This is a genomic window from Mycobacterium sp. (genome assembly GCF_036490025.1).
Lineage (GTDB): Bacteria > Actinomycetota > Actinomycetes > Mycobacteriales > Mycobacteriaceae > Mycobacterium.
The window spans coordinates 1-23,930 of record NZ_DASXEP010000028.1; the positions used below are offsets into that span (position 1 = coordinate 1).

The 23,930-nt window shown below is 66.5% G+C and carries 23 protein-coding genes; 9 read left to right on the forward strand and 14 right to left on the reverse strand.

The window, feature by feature from the left end; translation table 11 throughout:
* A partial coding sequence (locus VGG53_RS03075; RefSeq protein ID WP_331516523.1) for a site-specific integrase occupies positions 1–718 on the forward strand: 718 nt, incomplete at its 5' end.
* Positions 719–753: 35 nt separating this feature from the next.
* Here the strand turns inward: VGG53_RS03075 and glnA are convergent.
* Positions 754–2,190, reverse strand: coding sequence for a type I glutamate--ammonia ligase (gene glnA, locus VGG53_RS03080; protein ID WP_331516601.1), 1,437 nt, complete (start codon positions 2,188–2,190; stop codon positions 754–756).
* A 197-nt stretch (positions 2,191–2,387) separates the two neighbouring features.
* Here glnA and VGG53_RS03085 point away from each other — a divergent pair, with 197 nt between their 5' ends.
* Complete coding sequence (locus tag VGG53_RS03085; protein ID WP_331516524.1) at positions 2,388–2,852, forward strand: RDD family protein; 465 nt, start codon at positions 2,388–2,390, stop codon at positions 2,850–2,852.
* Positions 2,853–2,865: 13 nt separating this feature from the next.
* On the opposite strand, the gene VGG53_RS03090 is transcribed toward VGG53_RS03085, so the two are convergent.
* Genes VGG53_RS03090 through sucB form a run of 5 tightly spaced genes read right to left on the reverse strand, consistent with a single transcriptional unit; the run spans position 2,866 to position 8,054 of the window.
* Positions 2,866–3,618, reverse strand: coding sequence for a DUF4191 domain-containing protein (locus VGG53_RS03090; protein WP_331516525.1), 753 nt, complete (start codon positions 3,616–3,618; stop codon positions 2,866–2,868).
* Positions 3,619–3,643: 25 nt separating this feature from the next.
* Positions 3,644–4,591 carry a lipoyl synthase gene (gene lipA, locus VGG53_RS03095; protein WP_331516526.1) on the reverse strand — a complete coding sequence of 316 codons (948 nt, stop codon included), beginning with the start codon at positions 4,589–4,591 and terminating at the stop codon, positions 3,644–3,646.
* A gap of 30 nt (positions 4,592–4,621) precedes the next feature.
* On the reverse strand, positions 4,622–5,341 hold the full coding sequence (lipB, locus tag VGG53_RS03100) for a lipoyl(octanoyl) transferase LipB (protein ID WP_331516527.1): 720 nt from the start codon (positions 5,339–5,341) through the stop codon (positions 4,622–4,624).
* A gap of 44 nt (positions 5,342–5,385) precedes the next feature.
* The gene (locus tag VGG53_RS03105; RefSeq protein WP_331516602.1) at positions 5,386–6,297 is read right to left on the reverse strand and encodes a TIGR01777 family oxidoreductase; all 912 of its coding nucleotides are present in this window, start codon (positions 6,295–6,297) and stop codon (positions 5,386–5,388) included.
* Positions 6,298–6,308: 11 nt separating this feature from the next.
* Positions 6,309–8,054, reverse strand: a complete 1,746-nt coding sequence (sucB, locus tag VGG53_RS03110; RefSeq protein ID WP_331516528.1) for a 2-oxoglutarate dehydrogenase, E2 component, dihydrolipoamide succinyltransferase — start codon at positions 8,052–8,054, stop codon at positions 6,309–6,311.
* A 289-nt stretch (positions 8,055–8,343) separates the two neighbouring features.
* On the opposite strand from sucB, the gene VGG53_RS03115 reads away from it, so the two are divergent.
* Positions 8,344–8,754: a hypothetical protein gene (locus VGG53_RS03115; RefSeq protein ID WP_331516529.1), complete on the forward strand. Its 411-nt coding sequence runs from the start codon at positions 8,344–8,346 to the stop codon at positions 8,752–8,754.
* An 18-nt stretch (positions 8,755–8,772) separates the two neighbouring features.
* Positions 8,773–9,513, forward strand: coding sequence for a hypothetical protein (locus VGG53_RS03120; RefSeq protein ID WP_331516530.1), 741 nt, complete (start codon positions 8,773–8,775; stop codon positions 9,511–9,513).
* On the opposite strand, the gene VGG53_RS03125 is transcribed toward VGG53_RS03120, so the two are convergent.
* The gene (locus VGG53_RS03125) at positions 9,514–11,070 is read right to left on the reverse strand and encodes a leucyl aminopeptidase (protein WP_331516531.1); all 1,557 of its coding nucleotides are present in this window, start codon (positions 11,068–11,070) and stop codon (positions 9,514–9,516) included.
* 70 nt (positions 11,071–11,140) lie between these two features.
* Positions 11,141–12,268 carry an adenylate/guanylate cyclase domain-containing protein gene (locus tag VGG53_RS03130; RefSeq protein WP_331516532.1) on the reverse strand — a complete coding sequence of 376 codons (1,128 nt, stop codon included), beginning with the start codon at positions 12,266–12,268 and terminating at the stop codon, positions 11,141–11,143.
* Between the two features lie 15 nt (positions 12,269–12,283).
* Between VGG53_RS03130 and gcvT the strand changes: the two genes are divergently transcribed.
* From gcvT to VGG53_RS03150, 4 genes are all read left to right on the forward strand, one after another.
* On the forward strand, positions 12,284–13,381 hold the full coding sequence (gene gcvT, locus VGG53_RS03135) for a glycine cleavage system aminomethyltransferase GcvT (protein ID WP_331516533.1): 1,098 nt from the start codon (positions 12,284–12,286) through the stop codon (positions 13,379–13,381).
* Between the two features lie 75 nt (positions 13,382–13,456).
* Positions 13,457–14,563 carry a branched-chain amino acid aminotransferase gene (locus VGG53_RS03140; protein WP_331516534.1) on the forward strand — a complete coding sequence of 369 codons (1,107 nt, stop codon included), beginning with the start codon at positions 13,457–13,459 and terminating at the stop codon, positions 14,561–14,563.
* Positions 14,564–14,677: 114 nt separating this feature from the next.
* Positions 14,678–15,385 (forward strand): GAF and ANTAR domain-containing protein, encoded by a 708-nt coding sequence (locus VGG53_RS03145; protein WP_331516535.1) that lies wholly within the window; start codon positions 14,678–14,680, stop codon positions 15,383–15,385.
* 26 nt (positions 15,386–15,411) lie between these two features.
* Positions 15,412–16,170: a GAF and ANTAR domain-containing protein gene (locus VGG53_RS03150; protein ID WP_331516536.1), complete on the forward strand. Its 759-nt coding sequence runs from the start codon at positions 15,412–15,414 to the stop codon at positions 16,168–16,170.
* A gap of 5 nt (positions 16,171–16,175) precedes the next feature.
* Here the strand turns inward: VGG53_RS03150 and VGG53_RS03155 are convergent, their stop codons facing one another.
* From VGG53_RS03155 to VGG53_RS03165, 3 genes are all read right to left on the reverse strand, one after another.
* Positions 16,176–16,979 (reverse strand): GAF and ANTAR domain-containing protein, encoded by an 804-nt coding sequence (locus VGG53_RS03155; protein WP_331516603.1) that lies wholly within the window; start codon positions 16,977–16,979, stop codon positions 16,176–16,178.
* Between the two features lie 56 nt (positions 16,980–17,035).
* The gene (locus VGG53_RS03160; RefSeq protein ID WP_331516537.1) at positions 17,036–18,670 is read right to left on the reverse strand and encodes a fatty acyl-AMP ligase; all 1,635 of its coding nucleotides are present in this window, start codon (positions 18,668–18,670) and stop codon (positions 17,036–17,038) included.
* Between the two features lie 239 nt (positions 18,671–18,909).
* Complete coding sequence (locus VGG53_RS03165; RefSeq protein ID WP_331516538.1) at positions 18,910–19,713, reverse strand: transglutaminase family protein; 804 nt, start codon at positions 19,711–19,713, stop codon at positions 18,910–18,912.
* Positions 19,714–20,094: 381 nt separating this feature from the next.
* Between VGG53_RS03165 and VGG53_RS03170 the strand changes: the two genes are divergently transcribed.
* Positions 20,095–21,591, forward strand: coding sequence for a wax ester/triacylglycerol synthase domain-containing protein (locus VGG53_RS03170; RefSeq protein ID WP_331516539.1), 1,497 nt, complete (start codon positions 20,095–20,097; stop codon positions 21,589–21,591).
* Between the two features lie 14 nt (positions 21,592–21,605).
* Here the strand turns inward: VGG53_RS03170 and VGG53_RS03175 are convergent, their stop codons facing one another.
* Genes VGG53_RS03175 through VGG53_RS03185 form a run of 3 tightly spaced genes read right to left on the reverse strand, consistent with a single transcriptional unit; the run spans position 21,606 to position 23,928 of the window.
* On the reverse strand, positions 21,606–22,346 hold the full coding sequence (locus VGG53_RS03175) for an adenosylcobinamide-GDP ribazoletransferase (RefSeq protein ID WP_331516540.1): 741 nt from the start codon (positions 22,344–22,346) through the stop codon (positions 21,606–21,608).
* A complete protein-coding gene (cobT, locus tag VGG53_RS03180; RefSeq protein WP_331516541.1) occupies positions 22,343–23,395 on the reverse strand; it encodes a nicotinate-nucleotide--dimethylbenzimidazole phosphoribosyltransferase in 1,053 nt (350 codons plus the stop codon). The genes VGG53_RS03175 and cobT overlap by 4 nt, the downstream gene beginning before the upstream one ends.
* Complete coding sequence (locus tag VGG53_RS03185) at positions 23,392–23,928, reverse strand: bifunctional adenosylcobinamide kinase/adenosylcobinamide-phosphate guanylyltransferase (protein ID WP_331516542.1); 537 nt, start codon at positions 23,926–23,928, stop codon at positions 23,392–23,394. The genes cobT and VGG53_RS03185 overlap by 4 nt, the downstream gene beginning before the upstream one ends.
* Positions 23,929–23,930 lie beyond the last annotated feature (2 nt).

The window sequence follows — 23,930 nt, forward strand, 5'->3', positions numbered from 1 at the left end:
CTACAGCCGCCTGACGCACGTTCTAGAGGACGCGGTTCACGACGGCCTACTGGCTCGTAACCCGTGCTCCCGCAGGACCGCACCACCTACAGGCCAGGTCGAACAGTATTGCCCGACAACCGAAGAGGTCTGGCAGCTCCACGACGCCATGCCCGAACACCTACAGGTTGCCGTGCTACTCGGTGCCTTCGCGGGCCTGCGGATCTCCGAGGCTGTCGCGCTGCGGATCGAGGACGTTGACTTCACGCGCGGCGTCGTGTTCCCGAAAGTCCAGTGGTCCCAAGGCGAAGGTTGGATGGGACCACTGAAGACCAAGGGGAGCAGCGCACCTGTCCCCATTCCGCAAGATCTGGCGCTCCTGCTCTCAGCGTCGGTGCAACAGTTTCCCGGCCCGACACTGGTCACCAACGGACGCGGCGAGCCTGTCGGCCCGTGGATCGTCGACCGTGCCGTGGACAAAGTTCGTCAGGTGGAACAGCTCCACTTCCACTGCCTACGCCATCACCTGGCGTCGCTGCTGATCGCCTTTGGCGAGGACGTGAAGACCGTTCAGGCCCGCATGCGGCACAGCTCGGCCAGGACGACGCTCGACGTGTACGGGCACATGTGGCCCGAGCGGGACGAAACCACCCGCGCCGCAATAGGTGGTGTGATCGCGGCACGGATGGCGTCGTCTAGCGGGAATCCTGCGGGCGCTCTGCGGGCCAAACGGCCCTAAATCGGCCAAACAAGCAGGTCAGAGCGTTAGCTGGCCTATACGTCGTAGTACAGCGCGAACTCGTAGGGGTGCGGCCGGATCTGAACCGGCAGGATCTCCTGCTCGCGTTTGAAGCTGATCCACGTCTCGATCAGATCGGACGTGAAAACACCACCCTCGGTGAGGTATTCGTGGTCGGCTTCCAAGCGGTCGATCACCGCGGACAGCTGGGTCGGAGCCTGCGGGATGTTCGCGGCCTCTTCCGGCGGAAGCTCGTAGAGGTCCTTGTCGACCGGCGTCTGCGGCTCGATCTTGTTCTTGATGCCGTCCAGGCCTGCCATCAGCATGGCGGAGAACGCCAGATACGGGTTGCCCGAGGAGTCGGGGCAGCGGAACTCCAGCCGCTTGGCCTTCGGGTTGGCGCCGGTGATCGGGATGCGCACACAGGCCGAGCGGTTGCGCTGGCTGTAGACCAGGTTGATCGGCGCCTCGAAGCCGGGGACCAACCGCTTGTAGGAGTTCGTCGTCGGGTTGGTGAAGGCCAGCAGCGATGGTGCGTGGTGCAGCAGGCCACCGATGTAGTGGCGAGCGGTGTCGGACAGGCCGGCGTAACCGGTCTCGTCGTACATCAGCGGGTTGCCGTCTTTCCACAACGACTGGTGGGTGTGCATACCCGAGCCGTTGTCGCCGAACAGCGGCTTGGGCATGAAGGTAACGGTCTTGCCCTCGACCCACGCGGTGTTCTTGACGATGTACTTGTAGAGCTGCATGTCGTCGGCCGCGTGCAACAGCGTGTTGAACTTGTAGTTGATCTCGGCCTGGCCACCGGTGCCCACCTCGTGGTGGCCCTTCTCCAGGCTGAAGCCGCACTTGATCAGGTTGGACAGCATCTTGTCGCGCAGGTCGACGTAGTGGTCAACCGGGGCGACGGGGAAGTAGCCACCCTTCGGGCGCACCGTGTAGCCGCGGTTGGGGCTGCCGTCGATCTCGTTCGGCTCACCGGTGTTCCACCATCCGGAGATGGCGTCCACCTCGTAGAAGGAGCCGTTGGTGCGCGAGTCGAAGCTCACCGAGTCGAAGATGTAGAACTCGGCCTCGGCGCCGAAGTACGCGGTATCGGCGATGCCGGTGCTGATCAGGTAGTTCTCCGCCTTGCGCGCGATGTTGCGTGGGTCGCGCGAGTACGGCTCGAGGGTGAACGGGTCGTGCACGAAAAAGTTCAGGTTCAGCGTCTTCGCCTCGCGGAACAGGTCGATCTGCGCCGTGTCGGGGTCGGGCAGGAGCAGCATGTCGGACTCGTGGATTGACTGAAACCCTCGAATCGACGAGCCGTCGAAGGCCAAGCCGTCCTCGAATACGCTTTCGTCGAAGAACGAGATCGGAATTGTGAAGTGCTGCATGATGCCTGGCAGATCACAGAACCGCACGTCGACGAATTCGACGTTCTCGTCCTTCGCCAGTTTGATGATGTCGTCGGCCGATTTTTCGGACACCGAAGCGCTCTCCTTTGCTGCGAGCTGCGAATCTACTGCGGTCATTGATGAGGTCTCCTTTACGCGGCCGTAACTGATCGCCCGACCAGACGCTAAGGACGCGGTGTTGCCTGAGGGTCAACCCTGCGTTGCGTAGACGTTACGTGACAGCTCGATAAGCCACTAAGCCTGGCCGGAGATGACCCTATTGTTGGGTGATGACGCGCAGCAACCGCCACGGGCCATCCGGCTCGGAGTCCGCCGAACCGGCAGGGTCGCAGGCGTATCCGGGTGAGCCGCTCGGTCTGCCCGAACACGGGTCGGGTTCGTTGGCCCGGATGGGTCGCCGATTGGCTGCGCTGCTGGTTGACTGGCTGCTCGCCTACGGCCTCGCCGCCCTCGGCATGACGCTCGGGCTGATCTCGTTGCGAGCGCTTTCGACGGCGGTGCTGGTGATCTGGCTGCTGATCGGCATAGTCGCCGTCCGGTTGTTCGAATTCACCCCCGGCCAGTTCGCGCTGGGCCTGCGGGTGGCATCCGTCGACGACAGACGGCATGTCGGGCTGGGCCGGGCCGCGGCGCGCGGCGTGATGATCGCGTTCGTCATCCCCGCGTTGTTCGTCGACGCCGACGGCCGCGGAATTCAGGACCGGGTGACCGGCACTGCCGTCGTGCGGCGGTAATGCGTCTTGAGGGCTACCGGCGCCGCACCGTTCGCTGGACACCACGCATCTTGGCATTGCCGGGCATCGGGCCCTTGGGCAGCGCGGCGGTCCCGGCCCGCGAACCCAGTGCGCTCAGCCGTGACTCCAGCGAATCCATCTGCTTGACGGTGATGTTGGCCGGCAGCCGGGCGAGGTGGCGCTCGAGCTTGGACAGCGGAACCTCGCCGTCGCCGTTGCCGACCACGATGTCGTAGATCGGGACCTCGCCGACCAGTCGCGCGGTGCGCTTCTTCTCCTGGGCGAGCAGCGGTTTGACCCGGGTCGCCGACCCCTCGCCGACCAGGATGACGCCGGGGCGGCCGAGCACCCGGTGCACGGCGTCAAAATGTCCGGTGGCCGCCACCCCGGGGGTGACCCGCCACTTGCCGCGCAGGTTTTCCAGCGCCCAGGCCGCGGCCCCGGTTTGACCTTCGGCCTTGTGGTACACCGATCGCTGCGCGCGCCGGCCGAAGATGATGAATGCCACCAGCAGACCGAGGATCACGCCCAGCGGGATCATCGTGATCATCGTGAAGCCGCCCGACCACACCCCGACCGCCGTCGATACGCCCACGATCAGCACGAACGCGCCGATCATGTACGGCAGCAGCCGCTTGTCCTCTTGACGCTGAATGGTGAACGCCTGCCAGAGCTGGCTGCGACGCTCTTTGGCGGCCGCCTTTCGGGTGGCTTTCGCCTCGGCTCGGGCAGCCTTGTTCGCCTTGGCATCGCGCGGTTTGGCCATATCGGCAAGAATACGGAAGCCGGCGTCAGCGCGGCGGCGCGGTGGGCGTCTCGTGCCGTTGCCGGCTGGCCTGCTGGTAGAGCCGTCCGGCCCGATACGACGAGCGCACCAGCGGACCGGCCAGCACCCCGGCGAACCCTAGCTGCTCGGCATACTCGGACAACTCGACGAATTCGTCGGGGGGGACCCAGCGTTCGACGGGATGGTGCCGTGCCGACGGGCGCAGGTACTGGGTGATGGTGACGATGTCGCAGCCGGCCTGATGCAGATCGGTCAGCGCGGCACGCACCTCGTCGGGCGTCTCGCCCATCCCGAGGATGAGGTTGCTCTTGGTGACCAAGCCGAAATCCCGCGCCGCGGTGAGCACCTCGAGACTGCGCCGGTAAGAGAAGGCCGGACGAATGCGCTTGAAGATGCGCGGCACTGTTTCGACGTTGTGGGCCAGCACTTCCGGTCGCGATTCGAAGACCTGCCGCAGCTGCCCGGGGTCGCCGTTGAAGTCGGGGATCAGCAGCTCGACACCGGTGGACGGGTTGAGCTCCTTGATGGCGCGCACGGTCTCGGCATACAGCCATGCGCCGCCGTCGGGCAGGTCGTCGCGGGCCACACCGGTGACCGTGGAGTACCGCAGGCTCATCGCCTGCACGCTCTCGGCGACCCGTCGCGGTTCGTCGCGGTCCAACGGCGCGGGTTTGCCGGTGTCGATCTGGCAGAAATCACAACGACGGCTGCACACCTCGCCGCCGATCAGAAAGGTGGCCTCGCGGTCCTCCCAGCACTCGTAGATGTTGGGGCAGCCGGCCTCCTCGCACACCGTGTGCAGACCCTCGCGACGAACCAGTCGTTTCAGCTCGGTGTATTCCGGCCCCATCCGCAGCCGGGTCCGGATCCACGGCGGCTTGCGCTCGATCGGGGTTTGCGCGTTGCGTACTTCCAGACGCAGCAGTTTCCGACCTTCGGGGGCAACGGTCACGACGTAGATGCTACGCGGGCGGCGGTGCGCTCAGCCCTCCGGCGACGATGCCCGCGCAATGGCGGGCTGCGGAGTCGGACAAGGGTGCACAGTGACTGCCAGCCGGCCGTCCAGAGCGTCGCAGACCGCTTCGGCGACCGCCGACCGGACATCGTCGACCGCAACCCGCCGGCCCAGTTCGGCCGTTATCGACGTCACACCGGCGTCGCTGATACCGCACGGGACGATCGTTTCGAAGGCACCCAGGTCGCAGTCGCAGTTGAGCGCAAACCCGTGCAACGTGGTCGCCCGCGACACCCGCACCCCGATGGCGGCGACTTTGCGTGCCGGTCGGCCACCGCCGGCGGGCAGCCACACCCCGGAGCGGCCATCGACACGGCCGACCGGCAGACCCGCCTCGGCGCAGACCTTGATCAGCGATTCCTCGATGCGCCGAACGTAATTGACCACATCGAGCGGCTCGGCCAGCCGGATGATCGGGTAGCCGACGAGTTGCCCAGGCCCGTGCCAGGTGATCTTGCCGCCACGGTCGGTGTCGACGACGGGGGTGTCGTCGGTGGGTCGCTCGTGCGGCGCGGTCCGTCGGCCGGCGGTGTAGACCGACGGATGTTCGAGCAACAGCAACTTGTCGGTGCCGCCGGCGGCGCGAGCCTCGGCCAGCTCTTGCTGCAGCTGCCAGGCGACGCGGTAGTCCACGGTCTCCATCTGGCGGATGTCGATCGGGGCCGTGCTCGAACGGATCGAACTCACGGCGCAGAGGCTACAACTCGAACCTGGCGACAACCTGTCAGCTGCTAGGCGACGTCGCGCGTCGCAGTGGCGTAGCGAAGGGCTTCGCCAACCGTGTTGTGGTGGAATTCGAAACCTGCTCGTTCCAGCACAGCCGGGATCGCGCGTTGCCCGCTCAGCAGGGTCTCGTCGGCGAATTCGCCGAGCGCGGCGCGCACCGCAAACGCCGGCATCATCAGCGGAGTGGGCCGGTTGACCGCCTGGCCCAGCGCCGCGGTGAATTGGGCGTTGGTGACGGGCGCCGGGCCGGTGAGGTTGACCGGTCCGGACAGGCCGGTGTCGGAGATCGCGAACTGTAGCGCTCGCACGGTGTCCTCCAGGGTGATCCAGGACATGTATTGGCGGCCGCTGCCCAGTCGGACTCCGAGACCTACCGAAAACAGCGGCCGTAACTGGCGCAGTGCACCGCCGGTTGCGGCCAGCACAACCCCGGTTCGGGCCAGCACCACGCGCGCGCCGGCGGCTCCGGCGGGCGCGGTGACCGCTTCCCAGTCTTCGCACAGCTGGGCCAGGAAACCCGTTCCCGGCGAGGCGGTTTCGTCGACCGTGCGGTCCTTGGTGTCGCCGTAGTAGCCGACGGCGCTGGCGTTGACGAGCACGCCGACACCCGCGTCGGCGACGGCGGTGGACAACACTTCGGTCGGGGTGATGCGGCTGTCGCGCAGGTTCTGCTTGAACGCCCCGGACCAGCGGCGCCGGCCGATGTTGGTGCCGCACAGGTTCACTACGGCGTCGACGCCGTGCAACGCGCCGGCGTCGAGTTCACCACTGTCCGGATCCCAGTGCAGCTCACTGGCACTGGCCGGCGTCCGGCGCACGATGCGCAGCACCTGGTGGTCGGCGGTGCGCAGCGCCGTTACCAACGCCGAGCCGATCAGGCCAGATGAGCCTGCGATCGCGACGGTAGCGGCCACGATTCAAGCCCTCCCTAGAGACCGAGGTCGGCCTCGAAAGCGCCTTCTTCGAGACGATGTCGGATGGTGGTCAGGAACCGTCCGGCGTCGGCGCCGTCGATCAACCTGTGGTCGTAAGTCAGCGGGAGGTAGCAGATCGACCGCACCCCGATCGACTCGTTGCCGGTGTCGTCGATGACGACCCGGGGGCGTTTGACGATGGCCCCGGTGCCCAGCATCGCGGCCTGCGGCGGCACAAGGATGGGGGTGTCGAACAGCGCGCCCTGGCTGCCGATGTTGGTGATGGTGAAGGTTCCGCCGGACAGTTCGTCGGGCTTGAGGTCGCCGGACCGGGCGCGGGCCGCGATGTCGGCGATTGCGCGCGCCAGCCCGGCGAGCGACAGGTCACCGGTGTTGTGGACGACGGGGGAGAGCAGACCCTGGTCGGTGTCGACCGCGAAGCCGAGATGCTCGGCGTCGTAGTAGGTGATCTCCTTAGTGCCTTCGTTGTAGCTGGCGTTGATGTTCGGGTGGATCTTGAGCGCATCGATCGCTGCGCGTGCGATGAACGGCAGGAAGGTCAGGTTCACGCCTTCGCGTTCGGCGAACGCCGCTTTGGCCTTTTTCCGCAGCGCGACGATCCGGGTCATGTCGACCTCGTGGGTCTGGGTGAGCTGCGCGGTCGCTTGCAGTGATTCCCGGGTCTTGTTGGCGGTGATCTGCCGGATCCGACTGGCCTTCTGCGTGGTTCCGCGCAGATGTGCCAGCGCCGGTGCGGGCACCGGAGCGCTTGGCTTCGGAGCGGACGGGGGGGCCTGGGTGACCGCCGGGGCCGGTGCCTTCTGTGTCTCTTCCTTCTGTTGAGCGGCGGCCAGTACATCCTGTTTGCGGATGCGTCCGCCGACCCCGGTTCCGTTCAGCGCGCTGAGATCGATGTTGTTCTCGGCAGCCAATTTTCGCACCAGGGGAGTGACGTAGGGAGCGCTTGTCGAGCCGCCGGTCGGCGTGGACTCGGCCGCGGGCCGTGGTGCGGGCTCGGGTGCGGCCTGCGGTGCCGGAGCCGGTTCGGGTTTGGCCGCGGGTTCCGGTTGCGGTTTCGGTTCAGGCGCCGGCGGGGCCGGGGCGGGCGGGGACTGCGGTGCGGCCGCGGGTGCGGGTGCGGCCGTGGTGGCGCCGGTACCGATTCGGGCCAGCTCGCCGCCGACCGAGACCGTGACGTCCTCCTCGGCGGTGATGCTGATCAATGTGCCCGCGACCGGCGACGGGATCTCGGTGTCGACCTTGTCGGTGGAGACCTCGACCAGAGGCTCGTCCACGTCGACCGCGTCGCCGACCTTCTTCAGCCAGCGGGTCACCGTGCCCTCGGTCACGGACTCGCCGAGTTCGGGCATCAGCACCGGCTGGGAATCGCCGGCCGCTGCTTGATCGTTGGTCGCCGAGGCCGCGGGTGCCTGCGGCTCGGTGGGTGGCTGTGGTTCCGGCGTTGGTTGCGCGGCAGGCTGATTATCGGTGGGCTGCGCGGCACCCTCCTGATTGCCTTCCGCCGCGCCGCCGATGACGGCCAGCTCGCCCCCGACCTCGACGGTGTCGTCTTCGTGGGCGACGATCTTGGTCAACACTCCCGCTGCGGGCGAGGGGATCTCGGTGTCGACCTTGTCGGTGGACACCTCCAGCAGAGGCTCGTCGAGCTCGACGGTGTCGCCTTCTTGCTTGAGCCAGCGAGTTACGGTTCCCTCAGTCACGCTCTCACCGAGTGCCGGCATCTGCACTGAGAAGGCCATCTCTGTCGACTCCTCGATTGATCGGTCGGTGGGCGTGGGTCGAGCTCTGGCTTACCACAGCGTCATGTACCGCGCCTGCACCCGTGATTACCGAATCCATCCTGTCACTGCGGCGTCGTCGGCACGCAACCAGGGCAAGCCGTCGGCAACTGGCTTCGCCCGCTCTGGGCAGGGCTAAAGCCGAACCCGCCAACAATGCGCGAACCGGCTAGTGACGTCCGATTTATTGGACTTCAAATCCACTTTGATGGATACGACCTATTTCCGAGGCCCTGGATATAGGGATTTAATGCGATTCGGATTTCGGAAAGCCGAAAAACTGGATATCTTGTTCGACGTGTACCCCGATGACAGCGGCAAGGAACTTGCCACCGTGCTCTCCTATCTGGCCGGTCGCTCCCTGAGTAGGGAAGAGATCTGGACCGCGATGGAACTCCCGCGCTCCACTTATTACGACCAGTTGGACAAGGGAACCCTGATCACCGCCGACAACCTGCGCGTTGCCGCGTCCAACCTCGGCATCAACCGCGCCGAGCTGCTGACGCGTTACCGGTTCATCGACCCCGAAGAGGTCACCGCTCTTGCCGAGGAGATCCGTGGCGGCGGCCCGCTGCACGCGGCCAACGGCGGCGTGAAGACCCTTCCGCAACCGACGAAGATCGCGGAGTGGCGGCCACGTTCAGACGCGCCCCCGCTGTAACTCGTTACGGGTACTGCTGTGGCTCTTACCGTTCTCATCTTCATCACACTCGCATCCATCTCGTGGAGCCTCTGGATCAGGCGAGTCACCTGGCACTGCCGCTGGGAAGTCGCCGCGACGCTCAACATCGCGCTGCAGGGGGCCGCGGTCGCGCTGATCTCACCGGTGTCCTCCGAGACACTGGGCGTTGCACTGCACAACATCACCGGCGAGTGGAACCTGCAGAACTACATCGGGCACGACTGCTACATCGTCGCGGCCTCGGCGATCGTCTACAACGCGGTCGGTCGGCTTGAAGACGACCACGCGCTGCAGGAGTCGTTCAAGCAGTACGTGGAGCGGCCGGCCACGTTGTGCATCCCGCTCCTGCTGGCGACGTTCACGCTCAGCCGCGGTAGCAAGACCTACGCACGTGACTTCTTCGCGCTGCCTACCGACTTCTGGTTGAGCGTGTACTGGGTTTTGCTGTGCGGAACCCTGGCTTACCTACTGGTGTTTGGCTCGCGCGCACTGCTGGCGCTGCGAAGGGACCCGCGCTCGCGACGCTTCGCCAATTGCTATCTGCTCGCCTCGGCCAGCGGCATCGCGGCCTGCGTGGTTCGGATCATCACCGCGCTGATTCCGGTATTCCAAAATTCGGTGAGCAGCGGGATGGTCTGGTTCTTCGCCTGCGCATGCGGCGCCGGCTTCGCCGTGATCTCTGCGGAATCTTGGCGGCAAAAAGTCAGATGGTTTCAGCGGCCAGCACTACATCGCTAGCTAGCCGTTCGCTGCGATATCTTCCAGCACCGCGAACATCGTGCGAGTCGGCACGCCCGTGGCGCCCTTCGGCGTGTAACCCCAAGGGCCGCCGGTGTTGTACGCCGGCGCGGCGACGTCGATGTGAGCCCAATTGACTCCATCGGCAACGAACTCGCGCAGAAACACCCCGGCCACCAGCATCCCGGCGAAGCGTTGTCCGCTGACGTTGGCGAGGTCGGCGACCGTCGACTTCAGGTCGTCCTTCAGTTCGTCGGGAAGTGGCATGGGCCAGCCATTTTCACCGACTCGCTGCGAGATCGTGGCCACCCGGTCGCGGAACTGGTCGCTACCCATCACCCCCGGGGTGCGCGAGCCGAGCGCCACCGTCTGCGCGCCGGTCAATGTCGACGTTTCGATCAGATAGTCGGGGTTGTCCTCGCATGCCCGAACGATCGCGTCGGCCAGGATCAGTCGCCCCTCGGCGTCGGTGTTGAGCACCTCGACGGTCGTTCCGCCGTATTGGATCAGCACATCACCGGGGCGTTGCGCCGTCGACGACGGCATGTTCTCGGCCATCGGCACGGTGGCGATCACATCGATCGCCAGTTCCAGCGCAGCGGCCAGCGTCACGGTCGCGATGACCGCCGCGGCCCCGCCCATGTCGGACGTCATGTAGTGCATCGATGCCGCAGGCTTGATCGATATGCCGCCGGTGTCGAAGGTGACGCCCTTGCCGACCAGGGCCACCCGCTTGGCCTGCTTGGGTTTTTTGGTCAGCCGCGACCCGTGATGGGCCAGCCGCACCAGTCGCGGCAACCGCGAGGAACCCTTGCCGACTCCGATCACCCCGCCGTAGCCGTGCTTGAGTAGCGCTTTGTCGTCAAGCACTTCAACCTCGAGTCCCACGGATTCACCCAAAGCCTTTGCCCGCCTGGCAAATTCGGCCGGGAACAGGTGGCTGGGCGGGGTATTCACCAGGTCGCGGGCGGTGGCGACGGCCGTCGCGACAGCCGCCGCATGAGCGGCGTGCGTTTTGGCGGCCTTGTCGGTAGACAGCACCGTGATGGTGCGCAGACCCGGGTCCTTGGGTGCGGTCTTCTCGGTGCGGAACTCGGTGAAGCGGTAACTGCCCAGAACCAGCCCCTCGACCGCCGCCTCCAGGACCCCGTTACCCGGCAGCGCAGCCAGCGTGGTGATCGCGGCTTCGGCGCCACCGAGTGCGCGCGCCGCCGAACCGGCCGCGCGGCGGATCACGTCGGCCGTCCACTCGTCGCGCTGCTTGCCCAGGCCGACCGTGAGCACGCTTACGACCGGTAGTGACTTCACCACCAGCCGGTGCACCTGCTCGACGGCGCCGGTGGCGGTCAGTGCGCGCAAGCCGTCCTCGATTTCAGCGACCGCGTCTGCGGTGAGGAATGGATCGGCAGCGGCGACCACAGCGCCCGGCTCGTCGTTGACGTCCTCCGGACCCGATGACACCACCGGCACGATCAGCACCGCCGATTTGGTGCCGCGGCGGGGCAGCGACGCGGCGACGGAGACAGTAGGGGCCAGGTAACCGGGTGGTGTGCTCACGGATATCAACCCTAACGATCGCGGGTTTGGGATGCCTGCCGATGCCACGGACACGTACGCATCGCTCGCGTCAGGCCTCTGCCCGGCCCAGCTCGTAGGCGATCACCGGGGCGTCGAAACCCTTGAGCTGCAACGGCTCTTGAGCGGTCGCGGGCCAGTGCGGCAGCCGCTCGCGGACCTCGGCGGCGGCCAGAATCTGCCCTGGCGCGGCCGCGGCGACCAGCCGGGCGGCCAGGTTGACCGCGTTGCCGAAGTAATCGCCGCTGAGTGCCAGGATCTCGCCGTAGCCGAGGCCGGCGCGAACCTGCATTCCGGCCTCGCGGGCCCGCGGATGGTCGACGAGGTCGAGCGCCGCTTGTGCCAGCCGTTCGGGGTCCGAGCTCACCCACATCACCGCGTCGCCGAGAAACTTCACCACCCGACCGCCGTCGGCGTGCACCAGGTCGGAGACGGTGGCGCCGAATTCGGTGAGCATCGCCGACAATTCGGCGGGTGTCAGCTTCTGGGTGAGCGCGGTGAAGCCGGACAGATCCGCAAACCCGACGCCGCACAACAGACCGGCCGACGGACCGCGCTGCACACCTTCGATGAACGTTCGGGTGCTGACCAGATGGTGGCGATGGACGGCATCGATCATCGCTCCGACGCGCGGGACGAACTGAGCGACCTCCCGATAGGCCTGTGCGGTGGCCAGCTCGTCGCCGGTGAGGCCGAGCCACATTTTGGGTTGGCTTGTCCGGATCATCGACGATATCGCCTCGGCCAGCCGGGCCACGGTCGCGCCGAGCACCCGCAAGAAGCCGTCCACGGCGTCGGGACCCATCTGCATTCTCATCTCGACCCAGGTCGCCAGCGCGTCGACATCGGCCTGACTCAACACGGGCGTATCGGAGTCTGCAACGGTCAGGCCGAGCATCGCCCAGGCGTGCTCGACGGCCTGAACCGTGACTCCGATCGAATCCGCGGCGCTGCGCAGGGTGTAGGTCTGGGGGCCGGACCATAGCAGGACGTCGCCGCCCAGACCGAACAGCCGGCCCTGACGCTCGGCCGCGACCATTTCGTCGGCGGTGAAGCCGAGTTCCGCCAAGTACTCGATCAGTCCGGCCCGCCCCCGCGCATTGGCGATTCCTGCTGCCTCCAAGCTGTCGAAGTCCAGGGAATCCACCACCTGGCCAAGTGTGCCAGCGCGGCCCTTCATTAGGGTGAAATGCCTATGAGTGATGACTTGTTGCACGGACCGCTGGAAGACCGGCATCGTGAGCTGGGGGCGACTTTCGCCGAGTTCGGCGGCTGGCTCATGCCGCTGTCGTATGCCGGCACCGTCGCCGAGCACACCGCAACCCGCAACACCGTCGGGCTGTTCGACGTCAGCCATCTGGGCAAGGCATTGGTTTGGGGTCCGGGCGCCGCGGCGTTCGTCAACTCCGCACTCACCAACGACCTCGATCGCATCCAGCCGGGTAAAGCCCAATACACGTTGTGCTGCAACGACTCTGGCGGCGTGATCGACGACCTCATCGCCTACTACGTCGCGCCGGACGAGATCTTCCTGGTGCCCAATGCCGCCAACACCCCTGCGGTGGTCGCCGCCCTGCAGAAAGCCGCCCCCGCCGAGGTGAGCATCACCGACCAGCATCGGTCATTTGCGGTGCTGGCCGTGCAAGGCCCACGCTCCACAGACGTCCTCACCGGCTTGGGGTTGCCCACCGACATGGACTACATGGGCTATGCCGACGCCAGCCTCGAGGGCGTACCGGTGCGGGTGTGCCGCAGCGGATACACCGGTGAGCACGGCTATGAGCTACTGCCGCCGTGGGACTCCGCCGGCGCGGTGTTCGATGGGCTGCTGGACGCGGTCACCCGAGCCGACGGACAGCCGGCCGGTCTCGGGGCACGCGACACCCTGCGAACCGAGATGGGTTATCCGCTGCACGGCCACGAACTCTCCCTCGACATATCGCCGGTACAGGCCCGGTGCGGCTGGGCGATCGGCTGGAAGAAGACCGCCTTTTTCGGGCGCGACGCGCTGCTCGCCGAAAAACAGGCCGGCCCGCGGCGGCTGCTGCGAGGTCTGCGCGCAGTGGGCCGCGGCGTGCTCCGGTCCGACCTGAGCGTGCTCGACGGAGACAGCAAGATAGGGGTCACCACGTCGGGCACCTTCTCGCCGACGCTGAAAGTCGGTATCGCGCTTGCGTTGATCGACGCCGACGCGGGTATCGAGGACGGCCGGCACGTCACCGTCGACGTCCGCGGGCGTGGGGTCGAGTGCGAGGTGGTGCGCCCGCCGTTCGTCGATCCAAAAACCCGGTAGCGCGCGGTTATACAATCACCTGATGACGCGCGCCGGCGACGATGCAGAGCGGAGCGATGAGGAGGAGCGGCGCACATGAGCAGCGATGTCCTCGAGTTCACGGTGTCAACCACCGCCAACCCGACAAGTGACGCCGCACGCCGAGAAATCCTCGCCGACCCCGGATTCGGCAGATATCGCACCGACCACATGGTTTCGATCGACTACACCGACAACCAGGGTTGGCACGACGCACGGGTCACCGGATACGGACCGATCGAATTGGACCCCTCGGCGATCGTGCTGCATTACGCCCAGGAGATCTTTGAGGGGCTCAAGGCGTATCGGTGGGCGGACGGGTCGATCGTCTCGTTTCGCGCCGAGGCCAATGCTGCGCGAATGCGGGCGTCGGCGCAGCGGATCGCGATCCCCGAGCTGCCTGACGAACTCTTCCTCGAGTCACTGCGCCAACTGATCGCGGTCGACAAGAGATGGGTGCCGCCTGCCGGCGGCGAGGAGTCGCTGTATCTGCGCCCGTTCATCTTCGCCACCGAGCCGGGGCTCGGTGTCCGGCCGTCGAAGCAGTATCGCTACATGGTGATCGCGTCGCCGTCAGGCGCTTACTTCAAGCACGGCATCAAACCCGTAACTGTCTGGGTGTCAACGGATTACGTGCGCGCCAGCCCGGGCGGCACCGGTGCGGCCAAGTTCGGCGGCAACTATGCCGCATCGTTGGTCGCCCAGGCCGAAGCCGCCGAAAACGGGTGCGAACAAGTGGTCTGGCTGGACGCCGTCGAACGCCGCTACATCGAAGAGATGGGCGGGATGAACCTGTTCTTCGTGTTCGGCAGCGGGGGATCGGCCCGCCTGGTCACCCCGGAGCTGTCGGGTTCGCTGCTGCCGGGTATCACGCGAGACTCGCTGCTGCAGTTGGCAACTGACGCAGGATTCGCCATCGAGGAACGCAAGATCGACATCGAGGAGTGGCAGAAGAAGGCCGCCGCCGGTGAGATCACCGAGGTGTTCGCGTGTGGCACCGCCGCGGTGATCACGCCGGTTTCGCAGGTGAAGTACGGCGACATCGAATTCACAATCGGCGACGGCGAATCCGGCGAGGTGACGATGGCGCTACGTGACACCCTGACCGGCATTCAGCGCGGAACGTTCGCCGACACCCACGGTTGGATGTCGCAGCTCGGCTGAACGCCGCCTCGACGAACTCGTAAAACGGCCCAACTAGTGCGAGGGTGAAGGGATGACCCCCACGCCGAGGTCCCCGGCCGGCACCGAAACCCAGCGGCCCCTGTTCGGCTGAATGTGGCAATCCACGAGCAACTGCTCGCCGCCGTCGACGGCCGGCGCGGGGTAGAGGCGGCCGATCGCCTATGCGAGGCTTGCGTGGTTCTCTTCGAGATTGACGCCGCGGCTATTTCACTCATCTTCGACGGTGCGAGCAGCGGAACACTGGGATCCAGCGGCCCGCCCGCCCGGATCTACGACGAGATGCAGTTCACCCTCGGGGAGGGACCGTGCCTGGACTCGGTGACCCGGCGGATCCCGATTCTGGCCGCCGACCTGGCCGGTTCCGATCAGGGCCGTTGGCCGGTGTACGGGCCGGCCATGGTGGCGCACCAGGTCAGAGGGGTCTACGCGGTACCCGTCGTGGTGGCCGGCGAGTTCGTCGGCGCCGTCGACTTCTTCACCGCACAGCCGGGCCCGCTGTCGGGCGAGGACCTGACCGGCGCGGTCGCGGCCGCGGAGCTGGCAGCCATCCCGTTGTTAGACCTGCTGGACGGCGATCTGCAGGCTGCCGTATCCGATCCCGCGAGCAATGCCTGGGCCGAGCTCAACACGCTCAGTCGCACGGAGGTCAGTCAGGCCATCGGCATGCTCGTCGCCCAGCTGGAGGTGGAGCCGGCCGAGGCCCTGGTCCGGCTGCGCGCCCACGCCTACGCCACCAACCGCAGCCCGACCGACGTCGCGCACGACATCCTCGAGCGCCGGCTGACGCTCGAGGCCAATTGACACGCGTTCCCGGAAAGGATGCCAAGGTGCCCGAGAGTTCTCGTGAAACCCGCGTGCTGGACGCCGTCGTCTCGCTCGTCGACAGCCTGCTGCACGACTTCGACGTCGTCGAGCTGCTGACCGGGCTCACCGAACGCTGTGCTGATCTGCTCGATATCGAGGCAGCGGGATTTCTGCTGGCCGATCCGTTGCATCAGCTCCGTCCGCTGGCCGCAACGTCGAAGGAAGCCCGCGAACTGGAGCTCTTCCAGCTGCAAGCCGACGAGGGCCCGTGCGTCGATTGCTACGCCACCGGCGAGCCGGTCACGGTCGCCGACCTCCAAGCGGTGGCAGGCCGCTGGCCGCGGTTCGTGCCGGCCGCGGTCGAGGCCGGCTTCTGCTCGGTGCACGCCGTCCCGATGCGGGCGGCCGGCACCGTGCTGGGTGCGCTCGGTTTGTTCGGCGTCCGGCGCGGTGAGCTCAACGAGGCCGATCTGGTCGTCGGCCAGACCCTGGCACACATCGCTTGCGTCGCGATCCTGCAGGAACTCCCGCCCACCCCCGCCACCGTCATGCCGCAGCTGCGCTCCGCGCTGACCAGTCGCGTCATCGTCGAACAAGCCAAGGGCTTCCTCCGCGGAATGCTGGATGTGTCCGTCGAGGAAGCGTTCAGCTTGTTGCGCGCCTACGCGCGGGACCGTGGCCAACATCTGACCGACGTCGCTCACCAATTGATGACCGATCGAGATTCCCGCCCGATGCTGGTGGCGGGGTTGGCCGAGCTGTCGGCCGTGCCACCGTCCTGACGGATTCAGCGATGCCGTGACTGGGCCCGCCGCGCGGCCTCCTCGACCAGGCGCTCGGCGACGACGACGAGCTTGATGTTCTCACTCTGGCTGATGTGGGCCAGCCGTCCGAAGGCCACATCCGCGCTCCCTCCCGACCGGCTGCGGATGATGCCGATCGCTTGATCGATCACCGATCGACTGTCCAACGCACGCTGCAACCGGACGGTCCGTTCCTGGGCGGTAGCCAATAACTGCGCGTTATAGACGGATATCGCGGCGGGCTTGGCGAATTGTGAACCCAACCGGACGGCGTGTTCGGCGAAGGCGTCGCGGCCCTTGGCATACGCGTTGATCGAACCGATCACCTGGTCGCCGACGATCAACGGCAGCGCCAGCGCGGAGTGCACGCGCATCCTGGCCGCCCGGCCGCCGAAGTGCGGCCAACGACTGTCACTGCCCAGCGATCCGCTCACTGTCGGCCGCCGCGACTCCATGCACGTTATGCATGGTCCCTCCTGCAGCTCTTGGTACTGCGCCGTATCGATCTCGTGGACCAGCACCGCGGTTGCCGCCCAAGTCTGGACCGTCGCGTTGTGGTGCCGCGGTTCGACTAATGCGACGCCCACGCCGTCGGCCCCCGGAATTGCCTGGATGGCGAACTCCGCCACGTCTCCGAGAAGGTCGATCACTCCCTGGGCGCCCGCCACGATTCCGGCCACTTTACGAAGTCCCGCATACAGCTCTGCCTCGTCTGCTTCCCGCTGGCTGGCGGAGAGCTCGGCCATCGGCGGCACGGCGCGTCCAGGCTGGGGGTCGAATTCGGCCAACGTCCCTCCTGCACCGTGCATGGATGACAAATCTACTCGCCGTCGGCGCTCGAAAGTCAGGTGACGAGCGCCAAGCTATGGGCGCGTCGCAGCTTGCCCGATGGCGTCTTGGGAATCATTCCCGGCTCGAGCACCACGACGTTGCGTGGCCGCATGTCGACTTCGGCAACCACCTCGTGCGCGACGCGCTGCTCGATGCGACATACCGCTGCCGGGTCCCGCCAGTCGTTGGATTCCACGGCGACGGCGAACGTCTCTCGGCGGTGTCCGGCGTGCAGGCGCACCGCCACGGCGCAACCGGCGCGGACGCCGGGAACGCGGACGGCGGCGCGTTCGATGTCGGTCGGGTAGATATTGCGGCCTGCCATGATGATCACGTCCTTGACGCGGCCGCAGACGACGATGCGGCCGACTTCGGTGAGGTAACCGAGGTCGCCCGTGTTATACCAGCCCTGATCGTCTTGAGCCGCAACGAAACCGGCCATCGTGGTGTACCCCAGCGTCACCGATTCGCCGCGCATCTCGATGACGCCGACGCACCGGGTAGGCAGGACATTGCCATCTTCGTCGACAATGCGCGCCTCCAGCCCGTCCAGCAGGCGACCAAGTGTGGCCAGCCGCCGGGTCTTGCCCTTGGTTGCCGGAACAGCTCGGTGCAGCGCGGCAAGCAGGTCGGCGTCGACCTCGTCGACCACCAAGCCTGCGCCGCACTCGGTGAACGATGCGGCCACGGTCGTCTCGGCCATGCCGTAAGCCGGCAGGATCGCTTCAGGACGCAAGCCGAACGGCCTGCCTGCTTCACACAGGTCTTCGACGTCGGCGGGTTCGACTTGTTCAGCACCCGAGAGCGCCCATCGCAATGTGGACAGGTCGAACTGACCGGGCTGAGCCAGCGTGCGAAGGCGTTTGGCGAACAACGTGTAGGCAAAGTTCGGCGCCGCAGTCATGGTGGCCTGGTATTTGTCGATCAACTTTGCCCACAGCAGGATGTCGCGGAGGAAGTCCATCGGAGTGACCTTGACCAGTTCGACGCCGAAAAACATCGGCACGGTCAGGTAGCCGGTCATACCCATGTCGTGGAACAACGGTAACCAACTGACGATCACGTCGGTTTCGATATCGACGTTTGCGCCGAGGAACATCGCCTCCGCGTTGGACACCACGTTGCGATGGGTGATCTGAACGGCCTTGGGCGACCCGGTGGAACCCGAGGTCAACTGCAGCAGCGCGATGTCGTCGTCGTCGGTGTCGACCGGATGTGTCGGGCTGCTGTCGAGCAGCGTTTCGATGTTCAGCACTTCCACACCGAGCCGGGACAGCAACGGAGCTGCGGCCATGAATGGGTCGGAGATGACCACCGTTTGTGCGCCGATCATCTTGATGACGGCCGTGGTTTCCTCGGCCCAGCGCGCAAGGTCCGTGCGGGGAGTGGGCTGGTGGAGCATGGTGAGGCTGGCGCCGCGCATCCAGACGCCCTGTCCGGTTGGCGCGATTTCGCTTGGCGCACCGGCCAATAGCGCGACAGCGTCACCGTGGCCGACGCCTGCGGCGGCCAAGCCGCCCGCGATCCGACGGGCGCGTTTGTGCACCTCACCCCAGGTATGACGCACCGGGCAGCCGGGCTCCCCGGTAACCAAACCCTTCGAGCTGCACCGGGCCGTGTCATACATTCTTTCGGTGAATCTGCTCACGAGGATTCCTTCGGCTGCGCCGAGGGGGCGTGAGTACAGCCACCGCGTCGGCGTTGAGCCGTAACGCTCTTAGCGAGAACCGGCCCGCCCATACGTGCAGCGAGTGCACGGACACGTTTCGGCGGGGACCTCTTACAGATCGCCGGCGGACGCATCCGGAAGGCTGTGGAGTCAACCGCCGCAACCATACCGCAGCGACGCTGCCGGTTTTGATTGCCGCTCCCGGCAATTCGAGCCGATCAACGGATGGACACCATGTGGTCGATCGAATCCGCGGGCAAGTCGCCGTCGACGACGGCGGTCACTGACAGCCAGTTGAGGGTGATCGCGCCCTTGTGGTTGTCGAGGAACGCGGTGTCGGCGGCGTCGCGACCGGTGGCTATCCGGACCAGGGTTTGTCGCGGCGCCAGCAGGGTCGCATCGACCACCCGCCATTGTCCCTCGACAAAAGCCTCGGCCACCGCGTGAAAGTCCATCGGGAACAGGCCCGGGGCGTATACCGACACCAGGCGGGCCGGGACGTTGACCGCCCGCAGCAGCGCCACGACCAGGTGCGCAAAGTCGCGGCACACGCCTTGCCCGACGAGCAACGTGTCCACTGCTCCGTCGATCGGATCGCTAGAGCCCGCAACATAATTCAGCCTGGTCCCCACCCACGAGCTGACATTCTCCAGCAGCGTCGCCGAATCACCGTAAGTGCCGAATTCAGTCGCGGCGAAACCATAGAACTTGTCGGCCTCGGCGTAGCGGCTGGGCCGCAGATACATCGACAGGTCGTGGTCGGTCACGGGAGCCGGGTCGGTCTGACCGACGATTGTCGCCGCGTAGTCGACCCGCAGATCTCCCACCGGTGCCTCGAATTTGTGGATGCGGTTGCCGTGCATACCGCTGATCTCCATAGGCTGGACAGGGCGGCCGTTCAAGACGAACTGCAGCGACTCGTACACCTCGGCGCGCGGGTGCGGTGCAACGGCAATCTGAAACTCCAGCGTCGTGGGCACGGTGATTTCGACTTCGAGCTCGGCGCTTACTTCTCGTCTCATAGCGCGATAGTGCGCCGCTTGCTGGGGATTCGCCAACCGTGCGATGGGTATCGGGCCGCAAGCAGGTATCTCTTTTTTCCTCGCACCAGATGGCATACCCTGGGCAACAGTGACGGATTCGAACAGGTTGCGTTCTTGATCTGTTGCCAAGACGGCCGTTGGTGCAACTGTGATGTTAAGCAGTCAGCGTCAGACTGGCCGCCGTCGATCTATCGCTGTGTGCACAACGCAGCGCGGCTCGGAGAGGAGCCGGTAACTGCGGCAGCGCCGATGTTTCTGTAGCGCGCGCCGGGCTGATTCGGTCGATACTACGGTCAGTGGGTATCGGTTATCGCCCGTGGCGCAAAAGTTTGTCGCGAAGTTGGGCGAAGGGATGGTGCGTTGACGGTTACGCGATTGTCGGGGACCGATGCGCTGTCGCTGCACACCCAGAGCCATAAAGTACCCGCGCACACCGTTGCGCTGGTCATCCTGGAGTCCTCCGAGAAACTGAGCCACCAGCGGCTGCATCAGGTGGTGGCGGCATCGTTGCCGCAACTGGCGCGTTTCCGCAGCCGATTGGTCAACAAGCCGCTGGGAATGGGGCAGCCGGTGTGGGCCGAGATCGACGACTACGACCCCGCACCGCAAATTCATTCCGCAACAGTTCCCGCTCCCGGTGGCCAGCGTGAATTAGCTGACCTGATCGCCCATCTCAGCAGCGGCGCACAGCGTCGCAACCAATCGCTGTGGGAAGCGTGGAGCATCAACGGTTTGGCAGCAGGCCGGTGGGCGTTGGCGGTGAAGATGTCGCCGGCGCTCAACGACGGAGCCGCCGGGGCGGCATCTGTGTGGCCGCGGCTGCTGACCGCCCGGCCGAACGACGACCCGGCCAACAACCTGCCGGTCGAGCCGAGCATCGGGTCGCCGCCGTCGGTCGTTGAAATGGTCACCGATGTGGTGAGCGAGATCGTCGAGAATCAGCTCACCGGCATGTGGCTGATCGGTGAGACCGTGTCCAATGTGCTGCAGACCCTGCGTAACCGGCTGCGGGGCCCAGCCGTAGTGGGTCCGGCGTCTCCGTCGATGAGTGGACCGGTTCCGCGCACGGTGTTCAACGAGCCGCTGACGAATCGGCGTGCCGTGGCGTTCAGCTCCATGCCACTGGCAGACGTGAAGGCGATCAGCAGCGCGTTCGGGGGCAGCATCACCAATGCCGTTCTGGCGGCTTGCACAATGTCGTTGCGTGCCTGGCTGAAGCGGCACGACACGGTGCCCGACCATCCGTTGCTGATGCGGATGCCGTTCGAGTTGCCGGCCACAGATCCCAGCAGGATCGGAATGGTGATGACGGTCGGCCGGCTGCGCGTCCCGGTACACCTCGACGATCCTGTCCAGATCGTCGCCAACCTTCACACCGCCACCGAGAGATTGAATGTCATCCGTGGACGTATCGTCGAAAGTGATTCGTCCGCAATTGCTTCCGCGGTTATCGGATCGTTGATCCCGCCGACCGTGGCACAGCTGGGCATGGACCTCTACAGTTGGTCACGCGTGCGGAACCAGTTCACCCCGACCTGTCACGGCACTGTTTCCTACACGGCTGTGGACCCGGTACCGGCGTACTGTGCCGGCGCCGAGGTCGTCAGCATGAATACCGTGGCGCCGCTGAGCGACGGCAGCGGGTTGAACATCGCGCTGACCGCTCGCGGTGACACGCTGGAGGTAAGCGTGTGTGCGTGCCCGGACAATGTGCCTGCGGTCGACGAAATCGCCACCGGTATCGCGCTCTCCGTCGATACTCTGCTCGCGGCTGCCACGAAATCCCCTCGGGGACAGGGCCCTTCCGTTGTCACAGAGATGACGTCGCACCCCGCGAATCGTCCACGCAGGGCGTGAGGTGAGCTGCGCGCTCAGAACCGGGCCAACCCCGCCAGCAGGACCGCAGTAACCGTCGTGGTCAATTCGATGGCGGCGCCGAGCACGTCGCCGCTGACGCCGCCGAACCGGCGCACGCAGTGTGAGACCAGCAGCATCGACGCAACCAGTGCCGCCAGCACCGCGACCGGGCCCTGCCAGAGGTGGCGACCCGCAGCCGAGGAGGCTGCCAGCAGCAGGACCACCCATGTTGCGATTACCGGCCCGGGCTGGCTGCCGGCGACTCGAGCACCCAACGTGCTTCCGGGCGCGGCGGGCAGCCCCCGGCGACAGGCCAACACCGCCGCAACCCGGCCCGCCGAAACGGCGACCACGACGCCAGCGGGGTGCAGTGCCGAAAACGCCAGCGCCGGTAGGACGATCACCAATACGACCGTCGCCACCCCGAAGGGCCCGGTCGACCCGTCACGCATCACCTGCCGCGCACGCTCAGGGGACCCGTAGCAGCCCAGCCCGTCGGCGGTGTCGGCCACGCCGTCGGTGTGCAGCCCGCGGGTGGCCAGCAGCAGCGCGGCCACCGCCAGCATGCCGGTCAGCGGGTGACCCGCGCCGAATGCGAATCCGCCGGCCCAGGTCACCGCAGCGGCCAGCGCGCCGAGGGCCGCGCCGACGACCGGCAGCGCAGTCATCGCACCACGGCCGAACGGCCGATCAGATCCGGCGGGCATCGGGACGACGGTTTCGAATGCGAAAGCCGCTGCCAGCGAACCGATCACGACGGGCGAGGGCGATCAGTGACGTCGGCCTCGGCAAACGTCGCCATTGACGACAGGGTGGCCACCGCGGCCCGCAGTATCGGCAGCGCCACCGCCGCGCCAGTGCCTTCGCCGAGCCGCATCCGCAGGTCGACAATCGGGTCCAGGCCGAGTTGAGCCAGCGCGAGCGCATGTGCCGGTTCGGTCGACAGGTGGCCGGCCTGCCACCACAGTCGCGCGCCGGGCGCCAGTTGCTCGGCGATCAACGCGGCAGCCGTCACCGCCATGCCGTCCAGCAGCACGGGGGTGCGCCGCACCGCGGCCTGCGCGCAGAAGCCGGCCAGGCCGGCCAAATCGGCTCCGCCGCAACACTGCAACGTGGCGACCGGATCGGCCAGCGCCGGCTGGGCGCGAAACAACGCGTCACGCACCACCGCGGTCTTACGGGCCCAGCCGGCGTCGTCGATTCCGGTCCCATAGCCGACCGCCGCGACCGGCTCGACACCTGTCAGACCCGCTACCAAAACTGTTGCCGCAGTGGTATTTCCGATGCCCATATCGCCGGCGATCAGCAGGTCGGCGCCGGCGTCGACCTCCTGGTCGGCGATCTGTCGGCCGGCGTCGATCGCGTCGCGGGTTTCCTGCCCGGTCAGCGCATCCTCGACCGCGATGTCGCCGCTGCTGCGTCGCACCTTGTGGGCGCCTATCTGCGGGGACAACGGCTCGGCGTCCACGGCGAGGTCGACGACACGCACCGTGGCCCCGGCGATGTCGGCCAGCACGTTGATCGCCGCACCGCCGGCGGCAATGTTGGCGACCATTTGCGCGGTGACTTCCGGGGGATAGGCCGATACCCCAGACCGGGCCACGCCGTGGTCGCCGGCGAACACCACGACCCGGGCACGGTCGAATTGCCTTGGTGGACAATGCCCTTGGCACGATGACACCCACGCCGCCAGGTCTTCGAGTCGGCCCAGCGCACCGCGCGGTTTGGTGAGGGTGTTCTGCCGGGCCCGGGCTGCCGCCGCGGCGGCCGTATCGGGAGGCGCCACCGGCGCGAACATCGTCATGTTGCGAGCGGCTTGATCGGCAGCGGATGTCCGGCCACCACCAGCACTACCCGGTCGCAGAGTATGGCCAACCGCTGATTGAGTACGCCCAGTTCGTCGGTGAAGCGCCGCGCCGACGCGGTAGCGGCCACAACGGTCAACCCGACCTCCGGGCTGACCAGAACCAGCGGTGGGCCGAAATCCGCGACCGCGGCGGTCAGTTCGTCGACGTCGGCCGAGATGGACCCGCCGTCCCAGGCCTGGTGCCGGTCCAATGTGGCGGTCAGCCAGCCGCCGATGTCATCGACGAGCGTCGGTGTATCCGGAGATCGCCGCAATTGCTGTGCGACGTGGTCGGTTTCGACGGTGAACCAATGCGGCGGCCGACGGTCGCGATGCTCGGCGACGCGCTGCCGCCACGCCGGATCGGTGTCGACCAGCTGTCCGGTGGCCAGGTAGTGCACCGGCCGGTCTGGCTCCAGCGACTCGGCGATGGCGGCCTCCGCCCACCGGGACTTTCCTGACCTGATTCCGCCCAGCACCAGGGTGCGCACCG

Excerpts from the sequence above, each read along its gene's own strand:
- VGG53_RS03085 (WP_331516524.1), top strand. The coding sequence starts at position 2,388 with ATGACGCGCAGCAACCGCCACGGGCCATCCGGCTCGGAGTCCGCCGAA.
- VGG53_RS03090 (WP_331516525.1), bottom strand. The coding sequence starts at position 3,618 with ATGGCCAAACCGCGCGATGCCAAGGCGAACAAGGCTGCCCGAGCCGAG.
- sucB (WP_331516528.1), bottom strand. The coding sequence starts at position 8,054 with ATGGCCTTCTCAGTGCAGATGCCGGCACTCGGTGAGAGCGTGACTGAG.
- VGG53_RS03115 (WP_331516529.1), top strand. The coding sequence starts at position 8,344 with ATGCGATTCGGATTTCGGAAAGCCGAAAAACTGGATATCTTGTTCGAC.
- VGG53_RS03130 (WP_331516532.1), bottom strand. The coding sequence starts at position 12,268 with ATGAAGGGCCGCGCTGGCACACTTGGCCAGGTGGTGGATTCCCTGGAC.
- gcvT (WP_331516533.1), top strand. The coding sequence starts at position 12,284 with ATGAGTGATGACTTGTTGCACGGACCGCTGGAAGACCGGCATCGTGAG.
- VGG53_RS03140 (WP_331516534.1), top strand. The coding sequence starts at position 13,457 with ATGAGCAGCGATGTCCTCGAGTTCACGGTGTCAACCACCGCCAACCCG.
- VGG53_RS03165 (WP_331516538.1), bottom strand. The coding sequence starts at position 19,713 with ATGAGACGAGAAGTAAGCGCCGAGCTCGAAGTCGAAATCACCGTGCCC.
- cobT (WP_331516541.1), bottom strand. The coding sequence starts at position 23,395 with ATGACGATGTTCGCGCCGGTGGCGCCTCCCGATACGGCCGCCGCGGCG.